Source organism: Psychromonas sp. SR45-3 (assembly GCF_014163575.1).
Taxonomy (GTDB): domain Bacteria; phylum Pseudomonadota; class Gammaproteobacteria; order Enterobacterales; family Psychromonadaceae; genus Psychromonas; species Psychromonas arctica.
Genome location: NZ_JACJDP010000014.1, coordinates 56,141 through 72,094 on the forward strand (window position 1 = coordinate 56,141; position 15,954 = coordinate 72,094).

General features: G+C 39.0%; 16 protein-coding genes. 7 read left to right on the forward strand and 9 right to left on the reverse strand.

What is annotated here, in order from left to right; genetic code table 11:
* Positions 1 to 915, reverse strand: a complete 915-nt coding sequence (locus tag H5084_RS09680) for a DMT family transporter (protein ID WP_028868253.1) — start codon at positions 913 to 915, stop codon at positions 1 to 3.
* Positions 916 to 1,063: 148 nt separating this feature from the next.
* On the opposite strand from H5084_RS09680, the gene H5084_RS09685 reads away from it, so the two are divergent.
* Positions 1,064 to 1,519, forward strand: a complete 456-nt coding sequence (locus H5084_RS09685; protein WP_028868252.1) for an Lrp/AsnC family transcriptional regulator — start codon at positions 1,064 to 1,066, stop codon at positions 1,517 to 1,519.
* A gap of 174 nt (positions 1,520 to 1,693) precedes the next feature.
* Here H5084_RS09685 and H5084_RS09690 read toward each other — a convergent pair whose 3' ends face one another.
* On the reverse strand, positions 1,694 to 2,728 hold the full coding sequence (locus H5084_RS09690) for an adenosine deaminase (RefSeq protein ID WP_182690321.1): 1,035 nt from the start codon (positions 2,726 to 2,728) through the stop codon (positions 1,694 to 1,696).
* 216 nt (positions 2,729 to 2,944) lie between these two features.
* Here H5084_RS09690 and H5084_RS09695 point away from each other — a divergent pair, with 216 nt between their 5' ends.
* Positions 2,945 to 4,774, forward strand: coding sequence for an ABC transporter ATP-binding protein (locus tag H5084_RS09695; RefSeq protein WP_028868250.1), 1,830 nt, complete (start codon positions 2,945 to 2,947; stop codon positions 4,772 to 4,774).
* Positions 4,775 to 4,921: 147 nt separating this feature from the next.
* Here H5084_RS09695 and H5084_RS09700 read toward each other — a convergent pair whose 3' ends face one another.
* Positions 4,922 to 5,137, reverse strand: coding sequence for a TIGR02450 family Trp-rich protein (locus H5084_RS09700; protein ID WP_028868249.1), 216 nt, complete (start codon positions 5,135 to 5,137; stop codon positions 4,922 to 4,924).
* A gap of 241 nt (positions 5,138 to 5,378) precedes the next feature.
* Here H5084_RS09700 and H5084_RS09705 point away from each other — a divergent pair, with 241 nt between their 5' ends.
* Positions 5,379 to 5,543, forward strand: coding sequence for a hypothetical protein (locus H5084_RS09705; RefSeq protein ID WP_156916090.1), 165 nt, complete (start codon positions 5,379 to 5,381; stop codon positions 5,541 to 5,543).
* 10 nt (positions 5,544 to 5,553) lie between these two features.
* On the opposite strand, the gene H5084_RS09710 is transcribed toward H5084_RS09705, so the two are convergent.
* From H5084_RS09710 to H5084_RS09725, 4 genes are all read right to left on the reverse strand, one after another.
* Positions 5,554 to 6,225 carry an ABC transporter permease gene (locus tag H5084_RS09710; protein ID WP_028868248.1) on the reverse strand — a complete coding sequence of 224 codons (672 nt, stop codon included), beginning with the start codon at positions 6,223 to 6,225 and terminating at the stop codon, positions 5,554 to 5,556.
* A gap of 2 nt (positions 6,226 to 6,227) precedes the next feature.
* Entirely contained in the window at positions 6,228 to 6,968 is a 741-nt protein-coding gene (locus tag H5084_RS09715; RefSeq protein ID WP_182690322.1) for an ABC transporter permease, read from the reverse strand.
* Between the two features lie 149 nt (positions 6,969 to 7,117).
* Complete coding sequence (locus H5084_RS09720) at positions 7,118 to 7,891, reverse strand: ABC transporter substrate-binding protein (protein ID WP_028868246.1); 774 nt, start codon at positions 7,889 to 7,891, stop codon at positions 7,118 to 7,120.
* Positions 7,892 to 7,987: 96 nt separating this feature from the next.
* Complete coding sequence (locus H5084_RS09725) at positions 7,988 to 8,755, reverse strand: ABC transporter ATP-binding protein (RefSeq protein WP_182690323.1); 768 nt, start codon at positions 8,753 to 8,755, stop codon at positions 7,988 to 7,990.
* Positions 8,756 to 9,044: 289 nt separating this feature from the next.
* Here H5084_RS09725 and H5084_RS09730 point away from each other — a divergent pair, with 289 nt between their 5' ends.
* The 4 genes from H5084_RS09730 to H5084_RS09745 all read left to right on the forward strand — a co-directional run bounded on the left by H5084_RS09730 (position 9,045) and on the right by H5084_RS09745 (position 12,902).
* A complete protein-coding gene (locus tag H5084_RS09730) occupies positions 9,045 to 9,620 on the forward strand; it encodes an acetate uptake transporter (RefSeq protein WP_028868244.1) in 576 nt (191 codons plus the stop codon).
* A gap of 397 nt (positions 9,621 to 10,017) precedes the next feature.
* Positions 10,018 to 10,590, forward strand: coding sequence for an acyl-CoA thioesterase (locus tag H5084_RS09735; RefSeq protein ID WP_211235641.1), 573 nt, complete (start codon positions 10,018 to 10,020; stop codon positions 10,588 to 10,590).
* Between the two features lie 504 nt (positions 10,591 to 11,094).
* Positions 11,095 to 12,099 (forward strand): XdhC family protein, encoded by a 1,005-nt coding sequence (locus H5084_RS09740; RefSeq protein ID WP_182690324.1) that lies wholly within the window; start codon positions 11,095 to 11,097, stop codon positions 12,097 to 12,099.
* A 110-nt stretch (positions 12,100 to 12,209) separates the two neighbouring features.
* A complete protein-coding gene (locus H5084_RS09745) occupies positions 12,210 to 12,902 on the forward strand; it encodes a nucleotidyltransferase family protein (RefSeq protein WP_182690325.1) in 693 nt (230 codons plus the stop codon).
* Between the two features lie 264 nt (positions 12,903 to 13,166).
* On the opposite strand, the gene H5084_RS09750 is transcribed toward H5084_RS09745, so the two are convergent.
* Together H5084_RS09750 and H5084_RS09755 are read right to left on the reverse strand one after the other, a co-directional pair.
* The gene (locus H5084_RS09750; RefSeq protein ID WP_182690326.1) at positions 13,167 to 15,470 is read right to left on the reverse strand and encodes a molybdopterin cofactor-binding domain-containing protein; all 2,304 of its coding nucleotides are present in this window, start codon (positions 15,468 to 15,470) and stop codon (positions 13,167 to 13,169) included.
* Entirely contained in the window at positions 15,467 to 15,940 is a 474-nt protein-coding gene (locus H5084_RS09755) for a (2Fe-2S)-binding protein (RefSeq protein WP_028868239.1), read from the reverse strand. Before H5084_RS09755 ends, H5084_RS09750 begins: the two co-directional genes overlap by 4 nt.
* Positions 15,941 to 15,954: the final 14 nt, after the last annotated feature.

Consider the following 15,954-nt stretch of genomic DNA (forward strand, 5'->3'; position numbering starts at 1 on the left):
TTAAACACGATTTGATAAAATAACACCTGTTATGGTCAGGCTAATACCACACAAAATAGCAATTGATAAAGGCTCATCAAAAATAGGCACAGCTAACAGCGAGGTTATACCGGGTGATAAAGCGCCTATTATAGATGACTTAGCCGAGCCTAATTGACTCACTGCATAGGAAAAACCAATAGTTGCAACGATGCCAACACCAATACCTTGTACTAATAAAAATGGCATCGCCTGTTGCAGTGAGAAAGAGCCCCAATTACTTGCTACAGTACCAGACAAGACTAAAAACAGCATAATAAAGAATGAAAAATAAGAAACAATAATGGCCACGGTAAGAGCACTCAAGCCAGCTCGTTTAAGCCCTAACGTATAAGTGGACCATAGCAAACTAGCGCACAATAAAAATCCAATACCCGTGAATACTTCTAGCGACAATTGATCCGCTAATCCAGCGACCATAATAAGCACTCCTATTAATATAAGAGAAAGCATAAATAATCGTTGCTTAGTAATAACCTGTTTATAAAAAACCATAGAAAGTATTGCCACAAAAAAAGGCGGAGTGCCGGTCAGTATTGTTGCAACATAGGCAGTAGGGACTATTTTTGCGCCCAAGGAAGCTAAAAAGAGGAAAGGTATTCCGCCTAATAAAATAAGCAAAAAGTCGGATATTCTCACTTTTTTAATCACTGCAAGATGCTTAATAAACCAGGGAGCCAATAAAACTAATGGTACAGAGAAACGGATCAACGCAACATCTGCGATAGCAAGAGGTGATGCGCCAATATTACGTACCGTCAACGAGAAGCCAGACCAAATTAATAGCACCACTAGCATAGCTAAATAACCATAAGTTAATGGCGATATAGCACTATCACTGACTTTATTGGCCTGCAGCAGTTGTAACTTGTTCATTCAATAACTTCCTATTCATTAAATTATTAAGTAATATTATTAATCAAAATAGGCGCTCTTATTCGGCGAATAACCTCCTTGAAACAAGATTGTTAACTTATTACATCAATAATAACTATATTTACGCTTTAATAAGCCAAGGAAAATCATGGATAAAATAGATCGTCACATACTTGAAGTACTACAAAATGAAGGACGCATATCAATAGCAGATCTCGCTGATCAAGTTGGTTTGTCACCTTCCCCCTGTGCTCGACGTTTAAAACGTTTAGAAGACGAAGGTTATATTGAAGACTACCAAGCGAACTTAAATAAAGATCGCATTGGCATCACCATGACTTTTTTTGTAGAAGTAAGCCTCAACAGGCATCAAGAAGAGACAATTGAAGTCTTTGAATCTGCATTGCTTGATATGGATGAAGTGATTAATGCGCATATCGTATCTGGTCGTTACGATTATCTATTAGAGGTAGTTAGCAAGAACTTAGCAGGCTATGAAGCTTTCACTAATAAGCTACATAGAATTAAAAGTGTTAAAGATATCCATACACATTTAGCAGTAAGAAAAATAGCTGATAAACGGGCTTTACCGATTTATGTTTAAACCTATTCCTGTTTAAACCTAGTGATGGTGTTAACAATAGCCTGAAAAAGGCTATTTATTAAATAAGTTTGCTGTTGTTCGGTAAAAGGACAATGATTTGAGATTATTAAAGCAAAATAAGCAGCTTAAAAGTAACGCTCAACAATAAAAGAATGAGCATTGACAACTTTAGAATCAAACATAACGGTGTAATAAAGCAAATAACTGTTGTTTACGATGATCACTACAAAAGCTAGCCACAATGCTATTTTCGACTAACTTTCTTGCTTGCTCTTGATTCATATCCAGCGAAGTCGCTAATGCTTCGAAATTCTCCGTCATATACCCACCGAAATACGAAGGGTCATCTGAATTAACCGTCACACAAACCCCTAGCTTCAATAAATCTAAAATCGTATGTTCACTCATGTCTGTAAATATTTTTAATTTTGTATTCGATAACGGACATACTGTTAATGGCATTTGACTTTCTTTTAAGTAGTCAATCAACTTAGGATCCTGAATAGCATTCACGCCATGGTCAATGCGTGCCACCTTAAGATCGTTAATGGCCGTCCAAATATATTCGGCAGGGCCTTCTTCACCAGCATGTGCAACCGTTAATAAACCTAATTGACGGGCTTTAGCAAATACACGGCTAAATTTCTCAGGGGGGTGCCCTTTCTCAGAGCTATCTAACCCCACCGCTTTGATCTTATTTAAATATGGTTCAGCTAGTGTAAGTGTTGAAAAAGCCTCCTCCTCACTTAGATGACGTAGAAAACACATAACCAATTCACTACTAATTCCTAGTTGCTTTTCTGCATCTTCAAGCGCACCAGTTATACCGTCAATCACAGTGCTAAAAGCAATACCACGTTCTGTATGTGTTTGTGGGTCAAAGAAAGGCTCTACGTGATAAACATTCTGTTCTTTACATTTTAGCAAATAAGCCCAAGTCAAATCATAGAAATCCTGTTCAGTGACTAACACTTTTGCAGCTTGGTAATAGATATCCAAAAAATCTTGAAGTTTTGTGAATTGAAATGCTTTTTTAACCGCGTTGACATTTTCATAGGGCAACTTAATATGGTTACGCACCGCTAAATCGAACAACATCTGCGGCTCTAAGCTACCCTCTAAATGTAAATGTAACTCAACTTTTGGCAGTTGAGATAACCAACTTAATGGACTAGAGCAATGATCTGAGTTTAATTTTGAATGTAGCATAATATTCTCTTTGTTTAGATACCTGTTAAGCATAGCGAATTTTCCGACATAAAAAACTTAAGCAGCTTATATTCTTAGAATAAATAGATAAAAATTCATTACAGTAATTAATGCTTGTTTTGTATAACTTAACCATTATCATCGTTGCAATGAACGTCCCTCCAAGATTTACTGTAAAAGACTAATAAGAAACTTAGCAACACTTAAGGAATTATCATGTATAAATTTTTTGAAAGTTTGGTGCCTGCGCTAAACGATCAAGAACCAACCCAGCCGCCAAATACACTCGTTGCTTTTTGTATGCACTATACAAAAGGTTATAAAACGGCGCTTTTTTTTATGACCTTACTAACGGCAGCTTTAGCCATATTAGAAGTGTCTTTATTTGGCTTCATGGGACAACTCGTCGACTGGTTAATCACTAAAAACCCTGAGACACTATTAGTGGATGAAGGACAAAAGTTATTCCTCATGTCCTTAATGGTCTTGGTGTTAATTCCTATCTTAACTATCTTACATTCCTTGATCGTACATCAAGTTTTGTTAGGTAATTACCCGATGTCGATCCGCTGGTTTGCTCATCGCTATTTATTAAAGCAAAGCGTGTCTTTCTATCAAGATGATTTTGCTGGGCGAATCGCCACCAAAGTAATGCAAACAGCACTTGCCGTACGTGAAACGGTAATGAAACTGCTAAATGTTATGGTTTATGTTTTAGTGTACTTTATTTCAATGCTGGTGATGATTGCACAAGCCGATTACCGGTTGGCAATTCCAATGTTGGTATGGATGGTTATTTATATCTGCATACAGTATTACTTTATTCCACGTCTAAGAAAAGTAGCAACAGAACAAGCAGATGCACGTTCAACCATGACGGGGCGAATTGTTGATAGTTACACCAATATAGCAACGGTGAAGCTATTTGCACATACGGATTCTGAATCGGCTTATGCAAAACAAGGAATGAAAGGCTTTTTAGACACTGTTTATCGACAAATGCGTTTGGCGACAGGCATTAATGTCAGCGTGCAAATTTCTAATTATGTATTAGCCTTTGCTATCACCGCTTTGTCTATCTCACTATGGATGCAAAGTGCTATTTCAGTGGGCGCTATCGCTATCGCGATCAGTTTAGCACTCCGCTTAAACGGCATGTCACAGTGGATCATGTGGGAGTTTAGTGCTTTATTTGAAAACATAGGCACAGTGACTGACGGCATGAATACCTTGGCGAAGCCAAATATTATCGAAGATAAAAAAGATGCTAAACCATTAGTGGTGAGTGAAGGTAACCTCTACTTTAAGCAAATGAGTTTCCATTATGGTGAGAATAAAGGGGTCATTGAGAACCTTGATCTTAATATCAAACCTGGCGAAAAAATAGGGCTTGTAGGCCGTTCGGGCTCAGGTAAATCGACATTGGTGAACCTGTTATTACGCTTTTATGATGTTGAAAAAGGCCAGATCATTATTGATGGCCAGGATATTAAAGATGTTCAGCAAGAAAGTTTGCGCCTTCAAATTGGCTTGGTGACACAGGATACATCTTTATTACATCGCTCCATTCGCGAAAATATTCTTTATGGTCGCCCCGATGCAACGGAAGAAGAGCTATTGAAAGCGACTAAACAAGCACAGGCACATGAGTTTATCTCTACCCTAACCGATAGTGAAGGCAATACCGGTTACGATGCACAAGTCGGGGAACGAGGAGTAAAACTGTCAGGCGGTCAGCGCCAACGTATTGCTATCTCACGCGTATTATTAAAGGATGCCCCTATTTTGGTATTGGACGAAGCGACCTCGGCATTGGATTCTGAAGTAGAAGCCGCGATACAAGAAAGCTTATATGAGCTAATGCAGGGTAAGACAGTTATAGCTATTGCGCATCGTTTATCAACAATCGCCGCGATGGACCGCCTAATAGTGTTAGATAAAGGTAGCATTATTGAACAAGGCAGCCACCAGAAATTAATTGAGCAAAAAGGTGTTTATGCACAACTATGGGCACATCAAACAGGTGGTTTTTTAGGATGTGATTAATCACTTCATTGATTACTAACTTCATGACTAATTACTTCATCGATTAATATAACCGGCATAATTAACGAGCATATACCTACCTAATTTAAGGCGGCTCGTTTCCCGTTATCAACCAAAATAGACCTTGATTGATAACGGATCTCTCAGTTACTTCCAGCCCTGTAACCAACATTCTGAATCTTGTAGATCACGCCAACTAATTTCTGCCTCACGATGAGAAATAATCGCTTCTAATAAACAAAAAATAACATTGCCCTGCTCATCAAAATCAACATCGGTGATCAAAAAGTGCTTTTCTTTGTTGAGTGGTTTAACGGCAGTCCATTTACTATTAAGCAATTTTTGTGGGTTAATTTTATTAATGGGAAACTCCTTCTCAGTAAAGGTAACGGTAACAGTCTATTACTTCGACCTAGCACAACCTAAAATCAAATAAATTCAATAAATAAAGTCGCTATTAAAAATAGCAGCACCTTGAGCTTAAAATAAAACACAGGAAAAGAGAAGCAACAACAAACAAGGAAACAAAAATAGATAGAAAGCAAAATAGAAAAAGAATAATACCAATTTCATTAAGTGTACGAGCAATTTTTGGCAAAGGAAAATGCATCAATTTAAGGCAGAAATTGCGCCAAATGATTGCTCTCATTACAAAATCCCTAACGCAGAAGAGATCTATTTTAACCAACAGAATGATCAGCTATTTGATGGAATTAAGATAAAGCGCAGTGATGCAAAAAGGCTACTGATTATCAACAATAGCCTTTAAGTCTTAATGATTAATGCTGATAGCTTTTTTCCCACAGCTTAAATAAGTAAATAACAGAGAATGTTAAACACATATATAACAAACCGGCCGCTAAATAAGCTTCAAAAGGCGCATAATAACGTGCATTAACAACACGAGCAGCACCGGTAATATCAACAATCGTCACCACACCTGCAATCGCACTGCCGTGTATCATAAAGATAATTTCGTTGCTGTAAGCCGGTAAAGCACGACGTAATGAATTAGGTAAAGTAATACGCTTAAGTGTTTGCCAACGACTCATACCATAAGCTTTAGCGGCTTCTAATTCACCAAGCGGCATTGTTCCTATCACACCACGTACAATCTCAGCAGTGTAAGCCCCTGTATTTAATGAAAAAGCGAGTAGCGCACAGAACCAAGCTTCTTGGAAGTAATACCACATCCAACTTTCACGTATCGCATCAAATTGCGCCACACCATAATAAATTAAGAATAATTGTACCAACAATGGCGAACCACGAAAGAAGTACATATAAGCCCAAATAGGCCCTTTGATTAACCAATTTTGATGGCTACGCAAAACACCCGCAGGTATCGCGATCAAAAGCCCTATCAATAATGATAGCGCAACTAGCCAAGTTGTTGTCCACAAACCTTGTAAGTAAAATTCGTATTCATTAACAATGATTGAAAAGTCCATACTTACCTCGTTTGTATACTGTATTTACGCTCGGCCCACTTCAAGACAGTGGTAGAAACAGCAGTGTAAAATAGGAAGATCAGCGCCACCACAAGATAAAAAGTGAAGGGTTTTTGAGTTGATCCAGAAGCATCGCCTGCAATTTTAACCATATCTTGCAAACCGATGATCGACACTAATGCCGTTGTTTTTAATAATACTAACCAGTTATTGCCCAAACCAGGCAACGCATGGCGCATCATTTGCGGGAACATGACCCGTGAAAAGCGTTTATATTTATTCATACCATAAGCAGTAGCGGCTTCTAACTGGCCTTTGTCTACAGATAAGATAGCGCCACGGAAAGTTTCGGCCATGTACGCACCAAAAATAAAACCGATGGTCACAATACCTGCAATATAAGGGCTGATATCAATATAATCTGGTAAATAAGCCGTCCATTCATGATCTGGATAATAACCGGTCATGACTTCATTAAACCATTCATTAAGGTTATAGCTCGTATCATTGATCAACACTTGCCCACCAAAGAAAATAATCAACATTAAGATCAGATCAGGAATACCACGAATGATGGTCGTGTACAGTGTTGCAATACTGGTTAATATAATGGAATGTGAGAGCTTGGCTAATGCTGCTATCAATCCTAAGAAAACAGCCAATACGAGAGATAACAAGGCCACTTGCAGTGTTAACCATGCCCCCTCTAGAAAAATATCTTGGTAACCGTATAAAGAAAACATATCAACTTCTTTTTATTTAATCCCAATTAGCTAATAACTTAATTAATAGCATTGGCACAACAAAAAAGGATGAGACAACATATAAAAGGTTGTACGTCATCCTTTTCATTTTTAACGCTAAAGGTTAAAAAAAATAACCGTGATAACGTTTATTCTTGACCGTATACATCAAAAGAGAAGTATTTATCTTGAATCGTTTTGTAAGTACCGTTAGCACGAATTGCCGCAATCGCTTTGTTTAATTGCTCAACTAAATCTTTATTTTGTTTACGCACGGCAATACCTGCACCGTAACCAAACCATTTAGGATCATTTAGTTTAGGACCAACAAACTCAAACTTGTCGCCACCTTTCTTTGCTAATAAACCTTCAGAAATAGAAGCAGAGTCAGCGATAACATAGTCAAGGCGGCCCGCTTTTAAATCTAGGTATGCTTCGTCAAATGTACCGTAACGTTTGATTTTTGCAGAAGGAAAGTTATCAGAGATGTATAAATCCATTGTTGTTGCACGTTGAACACCAATGTTTTTACCTTTCATGAACGCTTCAGTCGCTTCAAATTCAGCCCCTTTAACGGCTGCAAAACGTGCTGGAATGTGTTGGTATTTATTAGTGAAAGCCACTTGCTTCAAACGCTCTTCAGTAATATCCATTGTCGCAATAATTGCGTCAAATTTACGCGCTTTAAGCGCTGGAATAATGCCATCCCAATCTTGTTTTACTAGCGTACATTTAGCACCTAATTCATCACATAACGCATTCGCGATATCGATATCAAATCCACTTACACTCCCGTCTTCTTCTGTTTTACTAAATGGAGGGTATGCACCTTCAACACCGATACGTATTTCTTTCCATTCTTTTGCTTGTGCCGAATTAAATGCAAAAGCAAATAATGCGATTAGTAGGCTAATTTTTTTCATTGTATTTCCTTATATTATGATAGATAGCTGTTTTAAAAATTTTTACTGAATTGATTTACAATATTATCCGTTTAATAAAACGGTTGGTATACTCATTTAATAAACAGTAGAGATAAACTGCTTAAAACGTTCCGATGTAGGATTCTGAAAAATATCTTCAGGCTTCCCTTGTTCTTCCACCAAGCCTTGGTGTAAAAATAATACTTTATTTGATACGTCTCGTGCAAAAGCCATTTCATGTGTTACCACCAACATGGTGCGACCTTCTTCGGCTAAATCACGCATAACAGTTAACACTTCACCGACTAATTCAGGATCAAGTGCAGAGGTCGGTTCATCAAATAACATTACTTCTGGTTCAACAGCTAACGCACGCGCAATAGCAACACGCTGTTGTTGCCCACCAGAAAGCTGTCCAGGGTAATAATCTTTACGTTCGTATAAGCCAACACGTTGTAATAAAGCTTCTGCTTTTACAATGGCTTCTTTTTTAGGCACCCCAAGTACATGCACAGGCGCTTCGATGACATTATCAATTACCGACAAATGCGACCAAAGATTAAAACTTTGGAAAACCATCGCTAAACGACTGCGAATACGTTCAACTTGTTTGATGGATGCGGGAATAGCACCACGCTTTTTATCCATCTTCATTTTAATTAATTCACCATTAACCAAAATATCCCCTGACGTCGGGGTTTCGAGTAAATTAACACAACGTAATAACGTACTTTTTCCAGAGCCAGATGCACCAAGAATAGAGATCACATCACCTTGATGAGCTTCTAAGTCAATACCTTTTAATACTTGATTATCCGCGAAGGATTTATGTAGGTTTCTAATCGAGAGAGTAGGTGCTGTCATTGCTAATATTCATTATTGGTAGTTGGATTCATTATTTATTGTACCTATTTTGGAGAATAAATTAAAAAATTAATGCAAACCTTTACTCTGCATCAATTTTTTAAGTTGTACAATATAATAATTCCGTTTTTATTTTCTAAAAACATACCAAAATTACGCATTAACGCCCTTAAATTGACGTAAAACAAGTGCTAGGCCAAACTTTCACATATTCCTTTACAAAAAAGTCGAGCATGTTATCGTGCGCGCGATCCCAATTTCTTACAAATTATACAAAAAGGTACATGAAGTGTCACAATCAATTAATTACGCTAATCCTGCCCCATTAGGCCTAATGGGCTTTGGCATGACAACAGTTTTACTAAATATTCACAATGCTGGTTTCTTTCCAATCAGTGCCATGATCCTAGCAATGGGTTTATGTTACGGTGGTATTGCACAGATCATCGCGGGTATTTTAGAGTTCAAAAAAGGTAATACTTTTGGATTAACCGCTTTCACATCATACGGTTTTTTCTGGATCAGCTTAGTCGCACTTCTATTATTTCCTCAATTAGGTAATGAAGGCGTAACACAAGCAACACCGCATGCATTTATGGCTTGGTACTTAGTAATGTGGGGCATGTTTACTGCTTTTATGTTTGTAGGTACTTTACGTGGTAACCGTGTTTTACAATTTATCTTTGGTAGCTTAACGGTTTTATTCTTCCTATTAGCTATCCGTGATTTCACAGGTTCTGAGTTAATAGGCCGTATTGCTGGTTATGAAGGCATTATTTGTGGTTTAAGTGCGATCTACCTTGCAATGGCAGAAGTGATCAACGAACAGTATGGTCGTACCGTTTTACCTATTGGTGAACGATAACTGCGATTGCTTTTAAAGCGGTAACTAGATTTAAATACAACTAGCTTTAAAACGACAACAAACTTTAAAGCTAGCATCAATAAACCGAGCCATTATCGCTCGGTTTTTTTATCTCTATACTTTACAAACAAACGCTGCCAATTCTGTAAAGCCCCTTCCATACCGTGGGTGAATAAATGCTGTATCAGCAAAACTTACTTTACCTTATCCATCATCTTCTTCGCTCTCTTCTCCTAACCTGTTACGAAAAGAAATTTTGCAACAAATAATTAACAATTCCGTTGAAAAATATTTATACTGGAACAATGCTTAAAAATGTGACGCAGATCTTACTAGGTGGTTATTTTTTATTACCTTAGTAGGATTTTTCAATACTGGCCTTAAATCAGGAAAAACAATGAAAGCTGTAAAAACGATTGATAGAAAACAAGTTAGACCCACAGATGCTTACATCGAAGATAATATGGAACCTAAAACAGTTGCATTCAGCACTATAACTGTTGTTCAGCAGATGATGGATGTTGATGCCAATATTGCAGGCAATGTTCACGGTGGCTCAATCATGAAGTTAGTGGATAACACCGCTTGTATGGTAGGAATGCGTCATACTGGCGGTAATGCCGTAACCGTCTCGTTGGATCGTCTAGACTTCCACTCTCCGGTATATGTAGGTGATATTCTTAGAATTAAAACTAGTGTTAATTTTGTTGGCTCAACTTCGATGGAAATTGGCGCTCGCATTGAAGCGGAGTCTGTATTAACAGGTGAAGTTCGCCATACTGCATCCGCTTACCTGACCTTTGTTTCTTTAGATCCGGAAGGAAAACCGCGTCAAATTCCACAGATCATTTGTGAAACAGATAGAGAGCGCGAACGCTTTGCCGCAGCCCTAAAACGTAAAGAAAAGCGTTCAGAAGCCAGAAAAGAAGTAAAAGAGCGCTCCCAGCAGAAACAATTACAAGCAAGCTAAAAGCAAATAACTTAAAGCTAACTGCTAAAAAGGTTAACGTTACGGTCAGGATCCGCTCAACCTGAATAAACCTAGGTTTAACCTTTTTAAATAACCTCAGTTCGGAATAAGCAACGCTCTAAATAACTTAACAAGCCATTCAACACTACTTAACCTCAATTCTGATTAATGAAAGCGGAATTATATTCCAAATCATAAAATTATTTTTTTGGCTATACAGTGCTGCTAGATTTGCGTAGTTCAAGGCGCGGAGTTCAAGGCGAATTATTGAAGCAATAACTGGTTATTGAGAGATAATTTAACGAAGAAACCCGCGAAAATAGCGGTGTTGTATCGCTTTGCTTATCCAGAACTGAGGTTATTTATTACATACCGACCTTATATACCGACTTTACTCTTTAAATAACCTTGATATAAAAACGTTAAAGCTTAAAATTGTCTTCAACATTTTTTAGTCGTATGTATTTTAGAAACCAGAGCACGGCAAAATAAAACAGGAAATAAATGTCACATCATATTGAAGATTTATTAGCGCAGTGGAGCAGATTCCCAAATGATAAATGGGTACTGGCAGTTATTACCAAAATCCAAGGCTCTTCTTATCGTAAAACCGGTGCAATGATGTTATTTCATTGGTTAGGAAAAAGTATTGGATTAGTCAGCGGTGGTTGTTTAGAAGGCGATTTACTGCGCCATGCACAGCGTGCTATTCAGCAAGATCAAGCGATTAATATCACCTATGATGCTAGTGATGAATCAGATGCAAGCTATCAACTGGGTTGTGGGGGTATTGTCGATTTATTATTAATACCGGTCACCGCTGAGAATAATTATCTACATTTACAGAGGTTAAAGGAGCAATTAACCTCAACTAATTGTGAGTACCACTTACCGTTAGTTGAATCAGGTACTCAAGCGTCATCTATCGTTGCGAATGTGCTGCCAATTAGCAATACAGCTGACTATGATTTTAGTAAAAGCACTTACAGTAACCCGAGTCAATCAGCAGCATTAACAATGCTTCAAATCCCTTGCCGAACACGTTTCCACCTCGCTATTTTCGGCGGTGGTTTAGATGCGCAACCGCTGGCAATGATGGCCATACAATTAGGCTGGAAAGTCACAGTATTTGATGAACGGTCTAGTTATGCACATCAACATCATTTTCCCGATGTCCATATTATTAAGCATCCCATCGCTCAATTAGATAATGAGAAGTTGTTAAATATTGATGCTGTTGTGGTCATGCAACACAATTTGACCTTGGATGCATTAGCATTAAAACTCATTAGTCAAAGCAACCAAGCTTATATCGCACTGCTTGGCCCGCACCATCGTCGCGATCAGGTTTTTAGTAAAGCTAATATTACCTTGGATGATTTTAAAGGTTTCTTTTCTGCACCCGCTGGGTTTGATATTGGTGGGGAACTGCCTGAGTCTATTGCCCTAAGTATCTTAGCCGAGTGTCATGCGGTTTTTCATAAAAAAACGCAACAAATAAAATCATAGCCATCATTCTGACGATAAATTTCATTGCTTAAATGACGACTGTTAATAAATAAACAGTGTGCAGTCTTTTAAATATAAGCCCAGTAATAAGCAGAACTATAAGGCAACCTGTGGATACGACAACAGTGAATACAATAGAGGAGCTTAAGGCTGCACCAAGAACATTAACTTTAGTGTTGTTAGCGGCGGGCAAGAGTAGTCGATTTAACGGCATTAAATTAGCGCAATCCATTACAGATTTAAATGCTGATGGACTGTTAGTGAAGCAACCCTTGTTATTGCACAGTCTAGATAAGTTAAGCCATGTTGCAGACTATTTAACCTCAAAGCATATAAGCAACAATGTTGTCGTTATATTAGGGACTCACCACAGTGAGTTGAGTCAATTGCTGCCAACATCTTGCGCTTATAGGATCAACGATAACAGCCTTGACGGTTTATCAACATCGGTTAAAGTCGGTGTTAAAGCCGCGCGTTCTGCTAATGCTAGTGGCTTGTTATTAGCACTTGGTGACCATATTGGAGTGACTTACACAGACTATATAACGTTAGCGGAGCATTGGTTAACAGAACAAAGCAATGTTTGTGCATCATACCAAGGTCAGTTAGGGGTTCCTGCTATCTTCACCAGTGAACAATTTGACGCGTTAACACAGCTTAAAGGCGACCAAGGTGCTAAGCCTGTTCTGCAACAATTAGCACAACAGAAGCAGTTAACTTGCTTAGCGTTACCCAACGCTATTAACGATATCGACACGCAAGATGATCTTCAACAATGGCAACAGCAGAAATTAGAAAGTTAGAGAGTTAGAGAGTTAAAATAAGCGAAATGGGTAGTAAGTATAAAAGAGATAAAAAAGCCCGAATCAATCGGGCATTTTTAATGTGACAAGCGATTATATTAATACCAATTCCTTAATTTAATGATCAAATATTACGCAGGAAAAAGGAGCAAGTTTAAGGTAAAATTTGGCGTAAATGGTTGCCCCCATTACAAAAATTTTAACGCGAAAATAGTTCCTTTTAACCAGTACGATTGATCAGTTAGTTAGCGAAGTTGGTATAACTTAAGCTTTTGCTAAAGCACTTTTTAACTCACTTGGTCTCATTGGGATTTTACGTAAACGCACCCCCACTGCTTGATAAATTGCATTAGCAATCGCAGGTGCAACCGCAGTTACTGCTGGCTCACCTAATCCAGAAGGAGGCATTTTACTGGCAATAAACTCAACTTGAACGTCAGGCGTTTGGCCTAAACGTAAAGGTGTATAAGTATCAAAGTTAGAATCTTTATACTGTCCATTAAGTAGCTCAGTCCCTTCATACAATGCCATCGATAAGCCCCATAATGCAGCCCCCTGACATTGTGCTTCTGCACCATTTGGATCGACAATAATACCAGCATCAATCGCAACAACTAATTTCTGTACATTAACCAGGCCATTGCTTTTATCGACATGAACTTGCACTGCACAGGATACCCATGTAGGCATATCGCGCTCTTGACCAAAAGTAGAAGCAATACCAAGCCCTGTATCTTCAGCTTGCTCAGTACCCCAACCAATCATTTCTGCCGCTTTTTTCAATACCGCTGCTTGACGTGCTGCACCACCTTCTGCAACTGGTGTAGTACCTGCATTTCGACCTTCTGCAATCAGCATATCAAGGCGGAACTGTACGGGATCTTTACCGGCATGATGCGCCGCTTCATCCATAAAGCTTTCCACTGCCCAACCTGTCCAACCCGGTCCAACTGAACGTAACCAGCCTGGTCTAAAAGTCGCCATCGCAAGGTCGTTAGAGACGGCACGTACTTTTTGTGCGCCAACGCTATACCAGTGATCAGCACCAGCAATGGCAAACGGGTCATAAACCTCGCCATTAACACCTTTAGGCATAAAACCAGGTGCTAATACCTGTGTCGGCCAACCTGCTGTTGCGTGATGTTCCATCGCAGTTACTGCTTTTTTATCATTAAAGGCCATTTTTAATTGTTGAACTGATGCTGAACGCGCGCTATCAAATTGCATATCTTGTGGACGCATCAACACCATTTTAACCGGCTTACCACCCAATGCTTTAGAAGTTAATGCCGCAGGAATAGTGTAATCACCATTTAGTCGACGGCCAAAACCACCACCTAACATATAAGTACGAATCACAATATTAGCGACATCTTCACCTAATGCAGTGGCTAATACTGGTAAAGTAAGGGACTGCCACTGGCAACCAGAATGTACTTCCCATATGCCATCTGAATTTTTAAATACCAAAGCATTCAAAGGTTCCATCTGCGCATGTAAGACGGTGCTAGTAATATATTCTTGAGAAATCGTGCTGCTCGCACTTTCAAATGCAGGTTCCGTTTTAACATTACCTGTATCTAAAATACCACCTTTGCTTGAGTCGCTTAGTAGTTTTTTACCATGCTCTATTATGTCAGCTTCAGACACATCAGTTGTTTTACCTGCATCCCATGTGACTTTAACCAGTTTTGAGGCTTTTTGCGCGCCAATAAAACTGCTCGCAATCACCATCAACCATCCCGGTACGCTGCCACTTGCATCTTCTAATACGATGGTTTTTTGATAACCTTTGACAGCTTTTGCAGCTGAATCATCAAAACTAACTACTTTAGCGCCATAACGAGTCGGCGGTAAAATAGGGTTCGCATACACCATGCCATCAACTTTAGCGTCGATACCATAGATTGTTTTACCGTTGGTTTTATTGGCAACATCAAGCGACGTTACTTGTTGGCCAACTAATTTAAGATCTTGATTCGGTTTAAGGGGTAAGGTTTTTAACTCTTCTTCAGTAAACTTGCGTGTCAGTCCTAAGGTAACTAACTCACCGAAGGATAACTCACCTTTACTAGAGATGATCTTACCGTTTTTAGCTTCACAATCTTTTGTTGAAATGCCCCACTTTTTAGCCGCAGCTTCAATTAAAGCCGTACGCCCCGCGGCACCCGCTTGACGGTAAACAGGCCAACTTTGTGAAATAGACCAACTCCCCCCCGTAACCATGTAACCCCAACGAGGATCACTATCAACATGAATAATTTCAACATCATTCCAATCAGCTTCTAGCTCATCAGCAAGAATACGCGCGATAGCCGTACCCACATGTTGGCCCATTTCTGAGCGCATAATATTCACTTTAATCTTGCCGGCAGTATCAATTGAATACCACAATGACGGCTCATAAATATCACCTTCACTAGGTAATACTTTACCGTCTGCACTAGCTGGGTCCATCGCAGCCATCAAATGACGTGGGAAACCAAAGCTGATACCCACAGCTGTCATACCAATTAAAAAACCACGACGGGTAATGCCCGGTGAACCACGTTTAGGTAATCTACTCATGATTGCACTCCTTTAATTTCAATAGCATTTGCAGCTTCATGAATGGCACTACGGATACGTACATAAGTCATACAGCGGCATAAGTTACCGCCCATTACCGCATCAATATCTTTATCTGTCGGTTTAGGAATATCTTTTAATAGTGCTGCGGCCTGCATGATTTGACCTGACTGACAGTAACCACATTGTGGCACTTGTAAGTTTTTCCATGAAACTTGTAATGGGTGGTCGTCTTTTTCTGACAATCCTTCAATCGTTGTTATTTCAGCACCTTCCACTGACGAAACCGGCGTAATACATGAACGTGTAGCACGTCCACCTACATGCACAGTACAAGCGCCACAGGTACCGATACCACAACCAAATTTAGTACCAGTCATATTAAGTTCGTCACGAATAACCCACAGTAAAGGAGTATCACTTTCTACATCGGCTGTCATCGACTCGCCGTTTAAAATAAATTTTGCCATTGTCACTTCTCCTG

Excerpts from the sequence above, each read along its gene's own strand:
- H5084_RS09685 (WP_028868252.1), top strand. The coding sequence starts at position 1,064 with ATGGATAAAATAGATCGTCACATACTTGAAGTACTACAAAATGAAGGA.
- H5084_RS09720 (WP_028868246.1), bottom strand. The coding sequence starts at position 7,891 with ATGAAAAAAATTAGCCTACTAATCGCATTATTTGCTTTTGCATTTAAT.
- H5084_RS09715 (WP_182690322.1), bottom strand. The coding sequence starts at position 6,968 with ATGTTTTCTTTATACGGTTACCAAGATATTTTTCTAGAGGGGGCATGG.
- H5084_RS09740 (WP_182690324.1), top strand. The coding sequence starts at position 11,095 with ATGTCACATCATATTGAAGATTTATTAGCGCAGTGGAGCAGATTCCCA.
- H5084_RS09755 (WP_028868239.1), bottom strand. The coding sequence starts at position 15,940 with ATGGCAAAATTTATTTTAAACGGCGAGTCGATGACAGCCGATGTAGAA.
- H5084_RS09705 (WP_156916090.1), top strand. The coding sequence starts at position 5,379 with ATGCATCAATTTAAGGCAGAAATTGCGCCAAATGATTGCTCTCATTAC.
- H5084_RS09680 (WP_028868253.1), bottom strand. The coding sequence starts at position 915 with ATGAACAAGTTACAACTGCTGCAGGCCAATAAAGTCAGTGATAGTGCT.
- H5084_RS09735 (WP_211235641.1), top strand. The coding sequence starts at position 10,018 with ATGAAAGCTGTAAAAACGATTGATAGAAAACAAGTTAGACCCACAGAT.
- H5084_RS09690 (WP_182690321.1), bottom strand. The coding sequence starts at position 2,728 with ATGCTACATTCAAAATTAAACTCAGATCATTGCTCTAGTCCATTAAGT.
- H5084_RS09725 (WP_182690323.1), bottom strand. The coding sequence starts at position 8,755 with ATGACAGCACCTACTCTCTCGATTAGAAACCTACATAAATCCTTCGCG.
- H5084_RS09750 (WP_182690326.1), bottom strand. The coding sequence starts at position 15,470 with ATGAGTAGATTACCTAAACGTGGTTCACCGGGCATTACCCGTCGTGGT.
- H5084_RS09710 (WP_028868248.1), bottom strand. The coding sequence starts at position 6,225 with ATGGACTTTTCAATCATTGTTAATGAATACGAATTTTACTTACAAGGT.
- H5084_RS09695 (WP_028868250.1), top strand. The coding sequence starts at position 2,945 with ATGTATAAATTTTTTGAAAGTTTGGTGCCTGCGCTAAACGATCAAGAA.